The 16,525-nt window shown below is 67.5% G+C and carries 16 protein-coding genes; 12 read left to right on the top strand and 4 right to left on the bottom strand.

Annotated elements, in window-relative coordinates; translation table 11 throughout:
- Nucleotides 1-54 precede the first annotated feature (54 nt).
- The 7 genes from cysD (at nt 55) to rffA (ending at nt 8,888) form a co-directional block, all read left to right on the top strand.
- Nucleotides 55-960 (top strand): sulfate adenylyltransferase subunit CysD, encoded by a 906-nt coding sequence (gene cysD / locus FHW79_RS29100; RefSeq protein ID WP_183182147.1) that lies wholly within the window; start codon nt 55-57, stop codon nt 958-960.
- Nucleotides 960-2,864 carry an adenylyl-sulfate kinase gene (gene cysC, locus FHW79_RS29095; protein WP_183182145.1) on the top strand — a complete coding sequence of 635 codons (1,905 nt, stop codon included), beginning with the start codon at nt 960-962 and terminating at the stop codon, nt 2,862-2,864. The genes cysD and cysC overlap by 1 nt, the downstream gene beginning before the upstream one ends.
- A gap of 121 nt (nt 2,865-2,985) precedes the next feature.
- Nucleotides 2,986-3,945 carry a UDP-glucuronic acid decarboxylase family protein gene (locus FHW79_RS29090; RefSeq protein ID WP_183182143.1) on the top strand — a complete coding sequence of 320 codons (960 nt, stop codon included), beginning with the start codon at nt 2,986-2,988 and terminating at the stop codon, nt 3,943-3,945.
- A gap of 483 nt (nt 3,946-4,428) precedes the next feature.
- Nucleotides 4,429-5,367, top strand: coding sequence for a replication protein RepA (locus FHW79_RS29085; RefSeq protein WP_183182174.1), 939 nt, complete (start codon nt 4,429-4,431; stop codon nt 5,365-5,367).
- A gap of 173 nt (nt 5,368-5,540) precedes the next feature.
- Complete coding sequence (locus tag FHW79_RS29080; RefSeq protein WP_348984310.1) at nt 5,541-6,608, top strand: glycosyltransferase family 4 protein; 1,068 nt, start codon at nt 5,541-5,543, stop codon at nt 6,606-6,608.
- A gap of 161 nt (nt 6,609-6,769) precedes the next feature.
- Nucleotides 6,770-7,558: an ABC transporter permease gene (locus tag FHW79_RS29075; protein WP_183182141.1), complete on the top strand. Its 789-nt coding sequence runs from the start codon at nt 6,770-6,772 to the stop codon at nt 7,556-7,558.
- A 196-nt stretch (nt 7,559-7,754) separates the two neighbouring features.
- Nucleotides 7,755-8,888 carry a dTDP-4-amino-4,6-dideoxygalactose transaminase gene (gene rffA / locus FHW79_RS29070; protein ID WP_183182140.1) on the top strand — a complete coding sequence of 378 codons (1,134 nt, stop codon included), beginning with the start codon at nt 7,755-7,757 and terminating at the stop codon, nt 8,886-8,888.
- Between the two features lie 24 nt (nt 8,889-8,912).
- On the opposite strand, the gene FHW79_RS29065 is transcribed toward rffA, so the two are convergent.
- The gene (locus FHW79_RS29065) at nt 8,913-9,791 is read right to left on the bottom strand and encodes a class I SAM-dependent methyltransferase (RefSeq protein WP_211108539.1); all 879 of its coding nucleotides are present in this window, start codon (nt 9,789-9,791) and stop codon (nt 8,913-8,915) included.
- A 62-nt stretch (nt 9,792-9,853) separates the two neighbouring features.
- Nucleotides 9,854-10,291 carry an EamA family transporter gene (locus tag FHW79_RS33000; protein ID WP_183182139.1) on the bottom strand — a complete coding sequence of 146 codons (438 nt, stop codon included), beginning with the start codon at nt 10,289-10,291 and terminating at the stop codon, nt 9,854-9,856.
- A gap of 81 nt (nt 10,292-10,372) precedes the next feature.
- On the opposite strand from FHW79_RS33000, the gene FHW79_RS29055 reads away from it, so the two are divergent.
- From FHW79_RS29055 to FHW79_RS29035, 5 genes are read left to right on the top strand one after another with little or no spacing between them, the layout of a single operon-like run.
- Entirely contained in the window at nt 10,373-11,077 is a 705-nt protein-coding gene (locus FHW79_RS29055) for a WbqC family protein (RefSeq protein ID WP_183182137.1), read from the top strand.
- Nucleotides 11,074-12,018: a glycosyltransferase family 2 protein gene (locus tag FHW79_RS29050; protein ID WP_183182136.1), complete on the top strand. Its 945-nt coding sequence runs from the start codon at nt 11,074-11,076 to the stop codon at nt 12,016-12,018. Before FHW79_RS29055 ends, FHW79_RS29050 begins: the two co-directional genes overlap by 4 nt.
- Nucleotides 12,015-12,653 carry a class I SAM-dependent methyltransferase gene (locus FHW79_RS29045; protein WP_183182134.1) on the top strand — a complete coding sequence of 213 codons (639 nt, stop codon included), beginning with the start codon at nt 12,015-12,017 and terminating at the stop codon, nt 12,651-12,653. Before FHW79_RS29050 ends, FHW79_RS29045 begins: the two co-directional genes overlap by 4 nt.
- Nucleotides 12,650-13,312: an acetyltransferase gene (locus FHW79_RS29040; protein ID WP_183182132.1), complete on the top strand. Its 663-nt coding sequence runs from the start codon at nt 12,650-12,652 to the stop codon at nt 13,310-13,312. Before FHW79_RS29045 ends, FHW79_RS29040 begins: the two co-directional genes overlap by 4 nt.
- A gap of 31 nt (nt 13,313-13,343) precedes the next feature.
- The gene (locus tag FHW79_RS29035) at nt 13,344-14,312 is read left to right on the top strand and encodes a hypothetical protein (protein ID WP_183182131.1); all 969 of its coding nucleotides are present in this window, start codon (nt 13,344-13,346) and stop codon (nt 14,310-14,312) included.
- A gap of 34 nt (nt 14,313-14,346) precedes the next feature.
- On the opposite strand, the gene FHW79_RS29030 is transcribed toward FHW79_RS29035, so the two are convergent.
- A complete protein-coding gene (locus FHW79_RS29030; RefSeq protein WP_183182130.1) occupies nt 14,347-15,174 on the bottom strand; it encodes a phytanoyl-CoA dioxygenase family protein in 828 nt (275 codons plus the stop codon).
- A gap of 13 nt (nt 15,175-15,187) precedes the next feature.
- Complete coding sequence (locus FHW79_RS29025; RefSeq protein ID WP_183182129.1) at nt 15,188-16,312, bottom strand: class I SAM-dependent methyltransferase; 1,125 nt, start codon at nt 16,310-16,312, stop codon at nt 15,188-15,190.
- Nucleotides 16,313-16,525 lie beyond the last annotated feature (213 nt).

Below are 16,525 nucleotides of genomic sequence, written 5' to 3'. Positions count from 1 at the left end.
CGTCCGTCTGTTCGGTTCGTCTGCTTTCAGGCCACATGTTTGTTTAGGAATCCAATGCCGAACCTGCCGGATGACTTGCGACTGCTCGAAGCGGAATCGATCGCCATCCTGCGCGAGGTCGCGGCGGCCTTCGCCCGGCCGGTCCTGCTCTATTCCATCGGCAAGGACAGCGGCGTCCTGCTGCATCTGGCGCGCAAGGCCTTCCATCCCGGACGAGTGCCCTTTCCGCTGCTCCACGTCGACACCGGCTGGAAGTTCCGCGACATGATCGCCTTCCGCAACGAGACGGCACGCCGGCTGGAACTGGACCTGATCGTCCACATGAACCGGGAGGGCGTCGCGCGGGGGATCGACCCGATCCGCTCCGGCTCCGCCGTCCACACCCGCGTCATGAAGACGGAGGCGCTGCGCCAAGCGCTCGACCAGCATGGTTTCGACGCCGCCATCGGCGGCGCGCGGCGCGACGAGGAGAAGAGCCGCGCCAAGGAGCGCGTCTTCTCCGTCCGCACCGCCAGCCACAGCTGGGACCCGCGCGACCAGCGGCCGGAGCCGTGGCGTCTCTGGAACACGCGCATCCGGCCGGGGGAGTCGGTCCGCGTCTTTCCGCTGTCCAACTGGACCGAGATGGACGTCTGGCGCTACGTCGCGGCGGAGGGGCTGCCGGTGGTGCCGCTCTACTTCGCGGCGGAGCGCCCGGTCGTCCATCGTGCCGGCACCCTGATCATGGTGGACGACGACCGCCTGCCGCTGAACCCCGGCGAAACGCCGGAGATGCGCCGGGTCCGCTTCCGCACGCTCGGCTGCTACCCGCTGAGCGGGGCCATCGAGTCCAGCGCCGAAACGGTGGAGGACATCATCGCGGAGATGCGGGCGTCGCGAACCTCCGAACGGCAGGGTCGCCTGATCGACGGCGATGAGCCCGCCTCCATGGAGCGCAAGAAGCGCGAGGGCTATTTCTGATGAGCGCCGGCACCGGACACAATCCCGCATCCACGTCCACTCCCTCGCGGGGACTTCTGCGCTTCCTGACCTGCGGGTCGGTGGACGACGGCAAGTCCACGCTGATCGGCCGGCTGCTGCACGACGCCGGGCTGGTGCCCGACGACCAGCTGGCGCAGGTGCTGCGCGACAGCCGCGGCCGCACCGACGAGGAGGGCGGGATCGACTTCTCGCTGCTGGTGGACGGGCTGGAGGCCGAGCGCGAGCAGGGGATCACCATCGACGTCGCCCACCGCTTCTTCGCCACCGACCGGCGCAGCTTCATTGTCGCCGACGCGCCGGGGCACGAGCAGTACACCCGCAACATGGCCACCGCCGCCTCCACCGCCGCCCTCGCGGTGCTGCTGGTCGATGCGCGCAAGGGCCTGCTGACGCAGACGCGCCGCCACGCCGTCGTCTGCTCCCTGATGGGCATCCGCCACGTCGTGCTGGCGATCAACAAGATGGATCTGGCCGGCTGCGAGGAGGCGGTCTTCACCGCCATCGCGCAGGACTTTGCGGATTTCGCCGCCCCGCTCGGCTTCGCCACGGTGACGGCGATCCCGCTGTCGGCGCGACGCGGCGACAACGTCGTCCACCGCTCCGCCGCCATGGACTGGTATCGGGGCCCCGCCCTGCTGGAGCATCTGGAAACGGCGGCGGTCGAGGATGGGGACGCGCTCGCCGGGCCGTTGCGCTTCCTGGTGGAATGGGTGAACCGTCCGAATGCGGACTTCCGCGGCCTGTCCGGGACTCTGCTGTCAGGCCGGCTGGCGCCGGGTGACGCGGTGACGGTGTGGCCGTCGGGGCGGCGCGCGCGGGTCGCCCGCGTCGTCACCTTCGACGGCGACCGGCCGCTGGCGCGGGCTGGCGACGCGGTGACCGTGACGCTGGAGGAGGCGGTGGACGCTGCGCGCGGCGACCTGCTGGCCGGCGCGGAGGACGACGCGGGCGCGTCGCCGGAGGTGGCCGACCAGTTCGCCGCGCACCTGCTGTGGATGGCCGAGGAGCCGCTGATCCCCGGCCGCTCCTACCTGATGCGGGTCGGCGCGCGCTGGATGCCGGCGACCGTCACCGCGCTGCGCCACGCGGTGAATGTGGAAACGCTGGAGCACACCGCCGCCGCGACGCTGGTCATGAACGCGGTCGGCCTGTGCAACCTGTCCACGGCGGCGCCCATAGCCTTCGACGCCTACGCGGCCAACCGTCACACCGGCTCCTTCATCCTGGTGGACCGCTTCTCCAACCGGACCGTCGGCGCCGGGATGATCCTGCACCCGCTGCGCCGCGCCGCCAACCTGCACCGCCAGGAGTTGGCCGTCTCGGCGGCGGAGCGTGCCGCGGCCAAGGGGCAGCGCCCGGCGGTCCTGTGGTTCACCGGCCTGTCAGGGGCCGGCAAGTCCACCGTCGCCAACCGGCTGGAGCGGCAGCTGCACGCACTCGGCCACCACACCATGATGCTGGACGGAGACAACGTCCGGCTGGGGCTCAACCGCGACCTCGGCTTCACCGACGCCGACCGGGTCGAGAACATCCGGCGCGTGGGGGAGGTGGCGAAGCTGATGGCGGAGGCCGGGCTGATCGTGCTCTGCGCCTTCATTGCTCCCTTCCGGGCCGAGCGGGAGGCCCTGCGGGCCCTGTTCCCGGAAGGGCAGTTCCTAGAAGTGTTCGTGGACACGCCGTTGGAAGAGTGCGTGAGGCGCGACCCCAAGGGGCTCTACGCCAAGGCCCAGGCCGGGAGCCTGCGCAACTTCACCGGCGTCGATTCCCCTTACGAACGGCCGGAGACGCCGGACCTGCGGCTCGACACCACGACGGAGGACGCCGACGCGCTCGCCGCACGGGTGGTGGAGGACCTGCGCGCGCGGGGCGTTCTCGGCATCTGATCGGCAGCGCGCACGCGCCCCCAAATCTCTGGACATCCAGCCACCGGCGCGCGCATTCCTCCCCCAGGGGCCGAACCGCCCGGAAAAGCATTGCCAGAGAACCGTCGCCCAGGAGGACAGCATGGCCGGAATCCGCAGCTACAATCGACGCGTCCTGGTGACCGGTGGCGCCGGCTTCCTCGGCTCGCACCTGTGCGAGCGCCTCCTCGCGCGCGGCGACGAGGTGGTGTGCGTGGACAACTACTTCACCGGCTCGCGCACGAACATCGCCCATCTGCTGAACAAGCCGAACTTCGAGGCGATCCGGCACGACGTCACCTTTCCACTCTATGTCGAGGTGGACGAGATCTACAACCTCGCCTGCCCGGCCTCGCCGGTCCATTACCAGCACGACCCCGTGCAGACGACAAAGACCAGCGTGCACGGCGCCATCAACATGCTGGGGCTGGCCAAGCGGCTGAACGCCCGCATCCTCCAGGCCTCGACCAGCGAGGTCTACGGCGACCCCGCCGTCCACCCCCAGCCGGAGGAGTATTGGGGCAACGTCAACCCCATCGGCCCGCGGTCCTGCTACGACGAGGGCAAGCGCTGCGCCGAGACGCTGTTCTTCGACTACCATCGCCAGCATCGGCTGGCGATCAAGGTGATGCGCATCTTCAACACCTACGGGCCACGGATGCACCCCAACGACGGCCGCGTCGTTTCCAACTTCATCATGCAGGCGCTGCGGGGCGAGCCGATCACCGTCTACGGCGACGGCGCGCAGACGCGGTCCTTCTGCTACGTCGACGACCTGATCGACGGCATGCTGCGGCTGATGGACTCCGACGCCGCCATCACCGGCCCGATCAACATCGGCAACCCCGGCGAATTCACCATGCTGGAACTCGCCGAGCAGGTGATCGCGCTGACCGGCTCGCGCTCGGCCATCGAACACCGCCCGCTGCCCCAGGACGATCCCCGGCAGCGCCGCCCCGACATCGCCAAGGCCAAGGCCCTGCTCGGCTGGGAACCGGCGGTGCCGCTGCGCGACGGGCTGGCGCGCACGATCGACGATTTCCGCCGCCGCTTCTTCACCTGACACCGGGCACGGGCGGGCTCCGCGAGGTTGGAGTCTTGTCGCGCCCCCATCCGATCCGTCGCGCCCGGCCGGCTCCCCTCCATCCCTCCGACCGCGTCGCCGCATGGGAAACGCCCCCCGCCACGTCCAAGCCAGGGCCTGGCAATGGCGGAATCATGGCCGGGACGAGTCGCCCGGCGACTCGCGTCATCCCCGATTCGCTGCAAACCCACGATTCGCAAGGCGAAATCTGGAGTTTTGTCGCGTCACCCCAAGCTTCCACAGGTGGAACGGGTTATCCACTGGAATGTTGTCGCGGGATTCCTGGACTCTTGTCGCGCGACTCGCGATTCTCTACTGGAGTCTTGTCGCTCAAACAAATAGGTAAATCTAGTAACCTTACAAATAGTCTGCGCGACAAGATTCCAAATTGCCGCCATCAACCTGCCGTGTTATGGATCGAAACCTAAGTTGACCTGGAACAAACGGCGAGAACAGCGCGCTATGGGCCAGTTGCATCGCCTGATCAGTCAGGTGGGCCGCGAGCAGGCGAAAGCACTCCAGAGCGATCCGGAGCAGCGCTCGCTGGTCGACATCGCTGCGGCGGTCTTGGAAGAGGAACGGCAGGAGCTTGGCATTACCTATTCAGGTTTTGCCTTGACCGCCCTTCCCCATCGCCGTTTGCCCGACGACCAACCCTGGGAGCGGCGCGGTCACCGGATTCGTCTGCTGATCGAGCCCGGTCGACTGCCGGTGCGCGGCGGTGGTTTCAAGCTCTACGGCGTTCCGTACGGAAGCCGGGCGCGGATGATCCTGCTCTATCTGCAAACCCGTGCCCTCCAGACCGACAGCCGCGAGGTCGAGCTGGGGCGCAGCATGCACGATTGGCTGGACCGCATGGGGTTGTCGGTGGGCGGGCAAACCTATCGCGACATCCGAGAACAGGCGTCGCGCATCGCCGCCTGCAATCTGACCTTCGCCTGGGAGGACGCCAACAGCCTGGGCTTCGAGAAGGACTCGATCGTCAAGGGCGGCATCCATTTCTCGTCGGAACACAATTCGCCGCAAGGCACGCTGTGGGAAGACCGCGTCCTCCTCTCCGAAGCCTTTTTCCGCGAACTGAAGGCCCATCCGGTGCCCATTTGGGAGCCGGCGCTGCGGCACATCCAGAACAACAGCACGAGCATCGACATCTACATCTGGCTGGCCTACCGGCTGCACAGCCTGAACAAGGCCACGACCATCACCTGGCCGGCGGTGTTCGAGCAGTTCGGCGCCGGCTACGCCCGGCTGCGCGATTTCCGGAAGCGCTTCATCGAGGCGCTGCAACTGGCGCTCGCGGTCTATCCCGATGCACGGGTCGAGGTGGAGGAGCATGGGCTTCTCCTGCACCCCTCGCCTCCGCCGATTCCGGAACGCAAGATGACGCAGCTCATGCGCTGACCCCACTGCGGAGGGACGCGACAAGACTCCAAGCGTCCTTCCTGTCCGCCCGGTCACGACGAGCCTTCCACCGTCGGCTTTCACCGGGCTTTCCGGCCGCCTCCCAACAGGCCGAACCAGATGACGGCAAAGCGTTGCGCCCAACGGAACGGACGACACCCGGGTCGGTCGCGGTGACCGGTCCCTCGGTTCTGATGCTCACCCGCTACGGCCGGTTGGGCGCGAGCAGCCGTCTGCGCTTCCTCGCTTATCTGCCGGCCCTGCGCGACGCGGGCCTCCAGGTGGCCGAAGCCCCATTGCTCGACGACGATTACCTGCGCAGGCTTTATGGTGGCGAGCCTGCCGACCGGGCGCGCATCGCCGCGGCCTATGCCCGGCGCTTGGCGGTTCTCCGGGGTGTGCGGCGCCACGACGTGGTGTGGCTGGAAAAGGAAGCCTTGCCCTGGTTGCCCTTCAAGGCGGAGGCCGCGGCGGGGCTTGGCCGCATCCCTTACGTCATGGACATCGACGACGCTTGGTTCGAGCGCTACGCCGGCCACCGGCTGGCACCGGTGCGGGCTCTGCTCGGCGGCAAGTTCGCGACGCTCGCCCGCAACGCGCGGATCGTTCTGGCCGGCAACCCCTACCTCGCCGATTGGGCGCGCGGTGCCGGCTGTCGCGATGTCCGCCTCCTGCCGACGGTGGTGGAGCCCGAGCGCTATCCGCTGCTTCCCTTCCCCGGCGAAGCCGGCCTGACGACCGTGGGATGGATCGGCTCGCCATCCACAGCGCGCTATCTCGGCATGGTCGGCGGAGCGCTCGCCCGTCTCGGGCCGGCCCTGCGGCTGCGGGTTATCGGGGCCTCGGACCTCGTCCTGCCGGTGCCGGCGGACTGCGTGCCCTGGCGCGAGGACAGCGAAACCAGCGAATTGGGGCGTTTCGACATCGGCATCATGCCCCTGCCGGACAGCCCCTGGGAACGCGGCAAGTGCGGCTACAAGCTGATCCAGTACATGGCGGCCGGCCGGCCGGTCGTCGCCTCCCCGGTCGGCGTCAACACCATCCTCGTGCGGCATGGGGTGAACGGCTTTCTCGCCGACGGCGAAGACGCCTGGGCCGACGCCCTCGGCCGGCTGGCCGCCGACCCGGACTTGCGCACCCGCATGGGGGCGGCGGGCCGGCGGCTGGTCGAAGAGCGCTACGCGCTGTCCGTCACCGCGCCACAACTGGTCGGGGCTCTGCGGGACGCGGCCGGAGGCTGAAGGCCGTCCGTGGAACGTGGCCGGGCCCGTTTTGGAACATGATTGAACAGGATGGCGGCGACCGCTATGGTCCCCTCACCGAAGCAAGGGAATTTTGAAACTTGTTGAGCACGCCCTCTGCGAATCCTCTGGGCGCGGGGTTCGGCGCCGGTCCATCCGCCATGTTCCGCACCATCTGGCATCACCGGCGCTTGATTGCGCGTTTGGCCAAGCGGGAACTGACGGCACGCTACCGGGGGTCCTTGCTGGGGATGCTGTGGGCGGTCATCAACCCCTTGCTCATGCTGGGCGTCTATACCTTCGTCTTCACGACGGTCTTCCAGGCCCGCTGGGGAACCGGCGACAGCGGCAGCCCGCAATTCGCTCTGCTTCTCTTCTCCGGCCTCATTCTGTTCACGATCCTGTCCGATTGCGTCAGCCGCGCGCCCGGGTTGTTGCTGGAGAACGCCAGCTATATCAAGAAGGTGGTCTTTCCGTTGGAGATTCTACCCGTCACCGTTCTGGCGGTGGCGCTCGTCAACGCCGCGATCGGGCTGGTCATCCTGCTGCTGTTCCACCTGCTGTTCCTGGGCCTGCCCCCGGCAACCGTGTTGCTGCTGCCGCTGGTCATCGCGCCGTTGTCCCTGACAGCCCTGGGGTTGTCCTGGTTCCTGGCTTCGGCCGGCGTGTTCCTGCGCGACATTCGGCAGGTGGTGGGCGTCTGCATCACGATGCTGATGTTTCTCAGCCCAATCTTCTATCCGGTGTCGGCGGTGCCGGAGCGGTTCCGCGTCTTCATCCATCTCAATCCGTTGACCCCGATCCTGGAACAGTCGAAAGACCTTCTGTTCTGGGGCCGCATCCCCTCCCCGGTTGATTGGGGCTTGTCCATGCTGGCCGCCTGGGTCATCGCCTGGCTGGGCTACGTCTGGTTCACGAAGACCCGCAGGGGGTTTGCCGACGTCGTCTGATGCGGCCGGATGAGGCGTACCGTCGGCGCATTGTCGGCATGGCGTCTCGAACAACAGTGCTTTCGAAAAGGTGGGAACGCCCACTGGGACAAGCTATACACGGGAAACGCGGGGTGGCCGCGGAGCCCATGACAGCAACGGAGGGAACCGCAATCCGTCCCCGTTGCTGCGCGGCAGCGATGAGGATGTTCAACCGATGAAGGTTCCCTTCAATCTGCCCGTTGCCGCAGGCCGCGAGCTCGAGCGGATACGGGATGCCATTGACCGCGGCCAGTTGGCCGGGGATGGGCATTACACACGCCTGTGCCATGGTTGGCTGTCGGAGTTCACCGGCGCTCAGGCCGCCTTGCTGACTCATTCCTGCACGGCTGCGTTGGAAATGGCCGCGATCCTCCTCGACGTCAGGCCGGGCGACGAGGTCATCATGCCGTCCTTCACCTTCGTCTCGACCGCGAACGCCGTCGTGCTGCGGGGGGGCGTGCCGGTGTTCGTGGACATCCGTCCCGACACCCTGAACATCGACGAGGCCTTGATCGACGCCGCCATCACCCCCCGCACCAAGGCCATTTGCGTGGTCCACTACGCCGGCGTGGTGGCCGAGATGGACGCGATCTGCGCCATTGCCCGCCGTCACGGCCTGGCCGTGGTCGAGGACGCGGCGCACGCCTTCGGCTCCAGATACCGGGGGCAATCGGCCGGAGCCATCGGCGACCTGGCGACCTTCAGTTTCCACGAGACCAAGAACATCATTTCGGGAGAGGGCGGCGCCCTGCTTCTGCGGGATCGCACCTACGCCGACCGGGCCGAGATCATCCGTGACAAGGGCACCAACCGGAAACAGTTCTTCCGTGGGCAGGTCGACAAATACACCTGGGTCGATGTGGGCTCCTCCTACTTGCCGGGCGAACTGATCGCGTCGTTCCTTTACGGCCAGTTGGAGCGCTCCGACGTCATCCAGGCCGAGCGCATGGCAAACTGGACGCGCTACGATGCTGCTTTCGCCGGCTACCGGCGTCGTGGTGTGGGGCTTCCCTTCGTGCCGCCGCACTGCACGCACAACGCCCATCTTTATTACCTCCTGATGCCGAGCCTGGAGGCGCGCCAAGAGATGATCGCCCGCCTTCTGAAGGACGAGATCCACGCGCCCTTCCATTATGTCCCGCTTCATTCCGCCCCTGCCGGAGAGCGCTTCGGCAGGGCGTGCGGGGACCTGCCGGTAACGCAGGACATCAGCGCGCGGCTGTTCCGGCTGCCGCTCTACCCGAAGATGGGCAACGCCTTGGACCGCGTCATCGAGCGCGTCAGCCACCACATCGAGGCCATCCTCTGACGGCCGGATGGCTGCGGCATCCGCTCAAGGGCGCTTACGGGCAACCACCACGCGGCTTCCGCCGGCGGGCCAGCGGGCACCGCGCAGCGACAGCGCCACCTCGGCATCGGTGACGGCGCCCAGCAGACGGTTTGCCGCTGGAGAAATCGCGAATTCCGCCGTATGGGTGGCGCGCCCGGCCGGGCGCAGGCCGGACAGCAGGCGGGATGCGAGAAGAAGCGGCAGAAGCAAGGCGACGAAGGAGGTCGAGAAGACGATCTCGAAGCCGGCCGCGCCCAGCTTCCTCTCAAGCTCGCCGCGCCGGTAGCGGCGCACGTGATGCGCAATCCGGTCGGTCTCGCTCCACAGGAACGGATGCTGGGGAACCGTGACGATCGCGCCGCCACCCGGCGTGGCGGCACCGGCCAACTCGGCCAGAACGGCCTCATCCTCCTCCACATGCTCGATCACGTCGAAGGCCCCCACCAGATCGAAGGCGTGCCGAACCGGTATCCGGCGCGCGTCCATCTGCAGGAACTCGGTCGTGGCGCCGAGGCGTGCGCGGGCATGCATCAGTCCGGACGGATGCAGTTCGCTTCCCACCAGCCGGTCCCAGGAACGCAGCCGGCCCACGGCCTCCAGAACGGCTCCGTTGCCGCAGCCGACCTCCAGGAAGCTCCGCGCCTGCGGGAAGAAACGGTCGATGAGCCCGGCGAGAAGACGGTTGCGGGTGCGGAACCAGAAGTGCCTGTCCTCTTGAACCCGGAGCGCCTCGAAGCCGGCCGGGTCGATTCCCGACACCGTGTCGGCCAGTTCCGGTGCGAACAACGGGATGCCGTCGGTCACCGCAACGCCGTGGCCGCAGGCGGGGCAACGCCAATCCGCCGGCCACAGGGGCTCTCCGTGCAGGATGGGATGCGACATGGCGCAGGCCGGACACAAACGGCGGCCCAGAGCGGCCCCTCCTCCCGGCATGACGCGCGCGGTCAACGGAACACCGCGTTGATGGCCACCCCGAGGACAACCAGGACCAAACCGACCATCTGCATCGCGTTGATCGTCTCGCCCAGGAACAGAACGGCCCCGCCTGGCACCAGAACGAAGCTCAGAGCCATGAAAGGATAGGCATAGGCGACGGGGAGCGAGCGCACGGCCAGCATCCAGCACAGGGCCGCCAAGCCGGCGGCGGCAAAGCCGCTGATGACCAGCGGATCGAGCAGCATGCGCAGGAGGTAGGAACCGGCGTTTCCGCTCTCGTTGCTTGCCAGCACCCCTGCCCGGGCTTTAATGATCAGTTGGCCGTACAGGGTAAGGAACAACGTGCCGGCGATGAAGAAGTAATGGGGCATGGAGTTGACCTGGGAGGGAAACTGGGAGATGGCCTGGAGGATGGCCAGGGATTTGCCGACGGACGGGTTGCCCACCCGCCCGGAACCGTTGGCTTCATACCATCGGAGCCGCTGGTACCGCCAGAGCGACGCCGCGCGCCGATCAACGGGGAGCCGATGAAGGTTTCAATCATCCAGTCCTGCTATATCCCATGGAAGGGCTTCTTCGATCTGGTCGGGCGGACCGATCTTCACGTCATCCTGGACGGCGCCCAGTACGCCAAAAGGCACTGGCACAACCGCAACCGCATCATGACGCCGGATGGGCCGATCTGGTTGACCATCCCGGTCGTGACGAAGTCGCGCTTCGAGCAGCCGATCGAGGAGGTCGGCTTCGCCGAGCCCTGGGCTGAAAAGCATTGGCGCTCCATCGAACTCGCCTACCGGCGCGCGCCCTTCTTCGCCGATGAGGCGCCCGCTCTCAAGGCCTTGTACGAGCAGGCGGACCGCCTCACGCTCCTGACGGAGGTGAACGAGCTGTTCCTCACCGCGCTGATGCGCCGGCTCGGCCTTGCGACGAGGATCGTCCGCGACCGGGCGCTCGACGCGCAGGGCCGGCGCGGGGACCGGCTCCTGGATATCTGCCGCAAGGTCGGCGCCACCCGCTACCTGTCAGGACCGTCGGCGCGGGATTACCTGGATGAGGCCCCTTTCGAGGAAATGGGGGTTGCGGTGGACTGGATGGACTATGGACCCTATCCGGTCTATTCGCAGCGCGGCCCCGCCTTCGACCACGCGGTTTCGGTGATCGACGTCCTGTTCGCGCTCGGCCCCGATGCTGCCGCCCACTGCCGCCCCCTTGCCGAGGTCGCATCTCCGTGAAACTTTCCTTTGTCACGACCATCTATCGCACCGCTGGCGACATCGAGCCCTTTGCCGAACGGGCTGCGGAAGCCGCCCACCGGCTGGGCTTCGAGCATGAGGTCGTGTTCGTCAACGACGGGTCTCCCGACGACGGGCTCGACGTCGCGCTCGCTCTGGCCGAGCGCGACCCCCACATCGTCGTCGTCGATCTGTCGCGGAACTTCGGGCAGCACAAGGCCTTGTGGACGGGACTCGGCATCGCCACGGGCGACCTCGTCATGGTCATGGACGGCGACCTCGAGGAAGACCCGCTCTGGGCCGTGGAGTTCCACCAAGTGCTGGTCGGGAAGCGGGCGGAGGTGGTCTACGGGGTGCAGAGCCGGCCGAAGGGCAACCCGCTCTACCAGGCCTGCCGCAACGGCTTCTACCGCCTGCTCGACATCCTCAGCGACCTCGATTTCCCGCGCGACGTCGCGACGGCCCGGCTGATGACGCGGCGCTATGTCGATGCGCTGCTCTCCTTCGAGGAGCGGGAGATCTTTCTGGTCGGCATCATGCACGTGGCCGGATTCCGCCAAGTCCCGTTTCCGATCCACAAGGACTCGCGCTCGCCGACCTCCTACACGGTCAAGAAGCTGCTGCGCCTGTTCCTGATGGCGATCACGTCCTTCTCCATCGCACCGCTCATCGGGGTGTTCCTGGCGGGCATCCTGGTCAGCGTCGGCGCCCTGGTCGCCATCTTCGCCCTGCTCGCGCGCTACTTCATCACCGGGATCGGGGTGCCGGGCTGGACGTCGGTGATGGTGGCGCTGGTCCTGTTCTGCGGCTTCCTGACCTTCGTCAACGGCCTGCTGGCCATTTACATCGGGACGATCTTCCTGGAGGTGAAACGGCGGCCGCGCGCCATCGTGGCCTCGGTCCATCGGGTCAGCCCCGCCCTGGAGGAGATCCGGCCATGACGCGCTCCCCTCTGCTCCACCGCATCGCGGACTATTACGACGGCAAGCTGGCGGCGCACGGCGCCACGGCCCGGGGCGTGGACTGGCGGGACGAGCGCAGCCAGGAACTGCGCTTCGCCCGCCTCCTGGATCTGGTCGGCGACGACCCTTCGGGGACCATCGCGGAGCTTGGATGCGGCTACGGTGCCCTGGCCGCCCACCTGAGGCGCACCGGGCGGGCGAATCCGTACCATGGCTACGACATTTCCGCCGAGATGGTCCGGACGGCGCGCACCGTCCAGGCCGGCCTGGACGACGTGCAATTCGACGAGGGCGACGCTCCAGCTGAGGCCGACTACATCGTCGCCAGCGGCATCTTCAACGTCCGCTTCGACGTTCCGGACGACGATTGGCGCCCGTTCGTCCGCGGCACCATCGAGACCATGGCGGGACGGGCCCGGCGTGGCATCGCCTTCAACCTTCTGACCGCCTATTCGGACCGCGACCGCATGGACCCGAGGCTCTACTACGCCTCGCCGTCGAAGATGCTCGACTGGTGCATCGGGCGGTTCGGGCGCCATGTGGCTTTGAGGCACGACTACGGCCTGTACGAGTTCACGGTTCTGGTCCGCACCGCACCGAAGGAAACCCCATGAGGCCCATCGTCGTCTTCGGTGCCGGCGACATCGCCGAACTCGCCGACTTCTACTTCGCGCGGGAAGCCGACCGGGAGGTCGTGGCCTTCGTCGTGGACGCCGCCTACCGCGACGGGGACGAACGGTTCGGCCGTCCCCTCGTCGCCCTGGAGGAGGTGGCGGCGCGCTTTCCGCCCGACCGCCACGACGCCTTCGTGGCGCTGTCCTATCAGTCGATGAACCGGCTGCGGGCCGCCAAATGCGCGGCGCTGAAGGCGCTCGGCTACCGGCTCGCCAGCTACGTCAGCCCACGGGCGACGGTCTACACCGACCGCATCGGGGAGAACGCCTTCATCCTGGAGGACAACACCATCCAGCCCTTCGTGACGATCGGCGACAACGTCACGCTGTGGAGCGGCAACCACATCGGGCACCACAGCAGCATCGGCGACAACGCATTCATCACGTCCCACGTGGTGGTGTCCGGCGGCGTGCGGGTCGGCGCGAACTGCTTCGTTGGGGTGAACGCGACGATTCGGGACCACGTCGCGCTGGGAGACTTCACGCTGGTCGGCGCCGGCGGGCTGATCATCAAGGACACCGCCCCCGAAAGCGTCCACATGGTGGCCGACCACACGCAGGAACGGCGGGTCAAAAGCACGCGTCTCAAGTCCATCTGACGCCGCGTCCAGGCCGGGAGCACTGAGCAGCATGGCGAATCTTCCCTTTCGGAACGTCTGGCGGCCGCTGGGGCGCGTGCAGAGCGGGCCTGCCGCCGGCTCCCACGGCATCGGGGCCTGGGCCGCCAGCCACGCCAGCTATCCAACGGTGCTGCCGCTGTCCGGTCACCGGATACGGGTCTTCTTTTCCGTGCGCGACGCGCACAACCGCTCCTCCGTCGCAGCGGTCGACATCGGTCTGGACGGCGACCGCTTCGAGACGCTCGGCCCGCCGCGCGGTCCGCTGCTGTCGCCGGGAGCGCGGGGCGCCTTCGACGCGGACGGCGTCACCATGGGTTGCGTCGTTCCGTGGGACGGGCGGCTGTACGGCTTCTACCTCGGCTGGACGGTCCTCCGAACCGTGCCGTTCACCAACTTCATCGGTCTGGCCGTCGGCGGTGCCGCCGTGGGAGACTCGGAAGGAGGCGGCGCTTTCGAGTGCGCCTCGCCGGTCCCGGTCGTTGGACGCAGCCGGGAGAACCCGCTCACCGTCGGCTATCCCTGGGTGATCCGCGACGGCGACGGCTGGCGCATGTGGTTCGGTTCGCACCTCTCCTGGGGGGCGGAGGGGCTGCAGATGGTCCATGTGGTGAAGGAGGCGCGCTCCGCCAACCTGATGACCTGGACGCCGTCCGACCGGGTGGTCGTCGGCCTCGCCGGCTCCGCCGATCCCCAGGAATTCGCGGTGTCCCGCCCCTGTGTATTGCGGGAGCCGGACGGCACGCTGTCGATGTGGTACGCACGGCGCCGGCCCGGCTATGCGCTCGGCTTCGCCCGCTCCACCGACGGGGAGACCTGGGAGCGGCACGACGACCTGCGTTTCGTCGGCACGCCCGAATCCTGGGAGGATTCGGAACGGACCTATCCCTGCGTCTTCGACCACGCGGGCCGCCGCTACATGCTGTACAACGGCAACGGCTACGGGCGCGAGGGCTTCGGCCTGGCGATCCTGGAGGAGTGACGGCGGGCGCAGCGCCCGCCGATGCCATGGGTGATCACCCCTGGAGCTTCCGGCGCCGTTCCGCAAAATACTCGGCGTCGGAGCGTGGCGTCGCCACCTCGTAGCCGAGCAGGCGGCGCAGATCGGGATCGTCCGTAAAATGTTCCCCGAGGAAGGCCGGCAAATCGATCTGCTGGCGAAGGATGGGGGAAACATAGACGTTGTTGACGGCGCGCCGTGGAACCGGCGTGCGGTTGGTGGCGCCGGTGTGGAAGATCATCGAATCAAGGACGATGTAGCATCCCCGCGGCGCCGTCACCTGGATGGCGCACCGTCCGACAAACTGTTCCGACGGGAATTCCTCCTGCTTGTGGGTGGCCGGCAGGACCAACGTCGCCCCATTGTCGGTCGTGAATTCGTCCAGGCAGAACAGGGCGTTGATCGCCAATGGACGTGAGAAGACAACGTGCTGGTACGGAAGGTCCCGGTGCCAGGCCGCCTGGTTGTAGGTCTGGAAATCGGGCGGGTTGATGACGCCGTTCTGCTGCGAGAGGACCTGATAGCCGCCGATGAGCCGAGCAGCGATTTCCCTGATCCGCGGGTTGAGCGCGAGGGCGAGCAGGCGGCGGTCGTAAGCGAAGGGGACGCGAACCGTGTTGTGCTCGTCGATGGGCTCGAGCGTCTCGCGGCCGCCGGCCGCTGCATGAGCGGCGGCATGGGCGGCGTCGAAGGCTTGGGAAAAAGCGGCAAGCTCCGTCTCGTCGTACCCGCCGTCGATGAGGGCATAGCCGAGCGTCCGCAGGGATTCGATCGCGGCATCGACCGGGTTTTCCACCGGGACGCGTTCCCGGATCCCGTAGCTCTGGGTGATGTGTCCGGTCATATCGTCTCCTGGATCAATGGCGGATCGACGGGGGCAGGGTCAAAGGCAGGCCGCCATCGGCGAGTATCCTGGCGGCGACGGCGCCCTGGGCCGCCGGATGCACGGCGACAAGCGTGGCCCAGCCGGATGCGTGGTCGTCGACGGCGTACGGGGCGACCACCCGGTCGAGCGGCCAGGCTTCCGAGGGGCGGTCGAGCACGAGCCGCTCGACGCATGCCCAACTGCGTGGTGCGTAAGCGCGCAGGAGCGCGGCCATCTGTCCCGCACCAAACATCTGAACCGGCCGCCCAAGCCGCAGGATGTCGTGGGTGAAACGGTCATCGAGAGTGCGCCAAGCCTGGAGATAGGCTGCCGCATCGCCAGCCGTCCCATTGTCTGACGTCCCGTTGTCCGGCATGGCTGCATCCCGGCCGGCGTTGGTCGGCCCGGTCTCGCGAATGGTGGCGTCGGCGGCCAGGACGAACAACTGAAAACCCGCAAGCGATCCGCTCAAAGGGCGATGGGCCTGGAGCCGCAAGCCGGCCTTGGCCGTGAAGCATGCCATGGCCGCGGGCGTGATGGTCCACAGGTGATCGAAAAAGAGGAGTTCGTTGCCGGCTGGCGTAGCTGCCGGACAGATCACCGCGACGCTGCTGGAAGGGCTTCGGTCGGTCGACCGCAGAAGACGCCTGAGGGTCGCCAGGAACGCAACCGGATCGGCCGCGTGCTCGATGGTGTTGATGGATACGACGGCATCGAAGGTTTCGCGGCCGTCCAGAAGCTGTTCCGGAAAGCCGCGCCGCAGCCGCAGCCTGCCACCCGCGCCGGTGCGGGGCTGTGGTTGAGCGGGATCAATGCCGACGGCGTGGATGAACGTGTTTTCGGCAAGCAGGGCCGAGAGCATGGCGCCAGATCCGCAGCCGACGTCGAGCAGGCGTGCGCCGGGTCCGAGGGGGATGATGGCGTTGGCAATCACGTCGGCGTAAGCCCGCCCGCGTGCGTCCTCCGCGGTGCCGGTCATCGCAGGCAGGCTGTAATCGTGGTCATAAATGGCGGCGACCCCCTCGGGGCTCAGGCGGTGCCTGTGACGGATGAGGCCGCAAGCGGTGCAGCGCAGCTTGTCGAGGGGACAGGAATGGATGCGCCCATCGCTCAGCATGGCGCGATCCGCGATAGGGATCGGCAGCGCGTCAACTTGCGTCGAACCACAGGCCGGGCAAGGCTCTGGTGTGCCGGCCCCCGTCGTCATGCGGATGTGCGCATGGTGCGAAAGGCCCATTGCCTACAGAAGTTGCGCATAGCGACGTTCATCCAAGTCTGACGGCCGGATACTATACGGGCATCGGCAACAGTCGATCAACCAAGGCATCGG

Source organism: Azospirillum sp. OGB3, assembly GCF_014192915.1.
In the GTDB taxonomy this organism is placed as follows: domain Bacteria; phylum Pseudomonadota; class Alphaproteobacteria; order Azospirillales; family Azospirillaceae; genus Azospirillum.
Note: the sequence above shows the minus strand (reverse complement) of the source record. Positions and strands in the feature narration are given on the sequence as shown.

Excerpts from the sequence above, each read along its gene's own strand:
- cysD (WP_183182147.1), top strand. The coding sequence starts at position 55 with ATGCCGAACCTGCCGGATGACTTGCGACTGCTCGAAGCGGAATCGATC.
- cysC (WP_183182145.1), top strand. The coding sequence starts at position 960 with ATGAGCGCCGGCACCGGACACAATCCCGCATCCACGTCCACTCCCTCG.
- FHW79_RS29090 (WP_183182143.1), top strand. The coding sequence starts at position 2,986 with ATGGCCGGAATCCGCAGCTACAATCGACGCGTCCTGGTGACCGGTGGC.
- FHW79_RS29085 (WP_183182174.1), top strand. The coding sequence starts at position 4,429 with ATGGGCCAGTTGCATCGCCTGATCAGTCAGGTGGGCCGCGAGCAGGCG.
- FHW79_RS29075 (WP_183182141.1), top strand. The coding sequence starts at position 6,770 with ATGTTCCGCACCATCTGGCATCACCGGCGCTTGATTGCGCGTTTGGCC.
- rffA (WP_183182140.1), top strand. The coding sequence starts at position 7,755 with ATGAAGGTTCCCTTCAATCTGCCCGTTGCCGCAGGCCGCGAGCTCGAG.
- FHW79_RS29065 (WP_211108539.1), bottom strand. The coding sequence starts at position 9,791 with ATGTCGCATCCCATCCTGCACGGAGAGCCCCTGTGGCCGGCGGATTGG.
- FHW79_RS29055 (WP_183182137.1), top strand. The coding sequence starts at position 10,373 with ATGAAGGTTTCAATCATCCAGTCCTGCTATATCCCATGGAAGGGCTTC.
- FHW79_RS29045 (WP_183182134.1), top strand. The coding sequence starts at position 12,015 with ATGACGCGCTCCCCTCTGCTCCACCGCATCGCGGACTATTACGACGGC.
- FHW79_RS29040 (WP_183182132.1), top strand. The coding sequence starts at position 12,650 with ATGAGGCCCATCGTCGTCTTCGGTGCCGGCGACATCGCCGAACTCGCC.
- FHW79_RS29035 (WP_183182131.1), top strand. The coding sequence starts at position 13,344 with ATGGCGAATCTTCCCTTTCGGAACGTCTGGCGGCCGCTGGGGCGCGTG.
- FHW79_RS29030 (WP_183182130.1), bottom strand. The coding sequence starts at position 15,174 with ATGACCGGACACATCACCCAGAGCTACGGGATCCGGGAACGCGTCCCG.
- FHW79_RS29025 (WP_183182129.1), bottom strand. The coding sequence starts at position 16,312 with ATGCTGAGCGATGGGCGCATCCATTCCTGTCCCCTCGACAAGCTGCGC.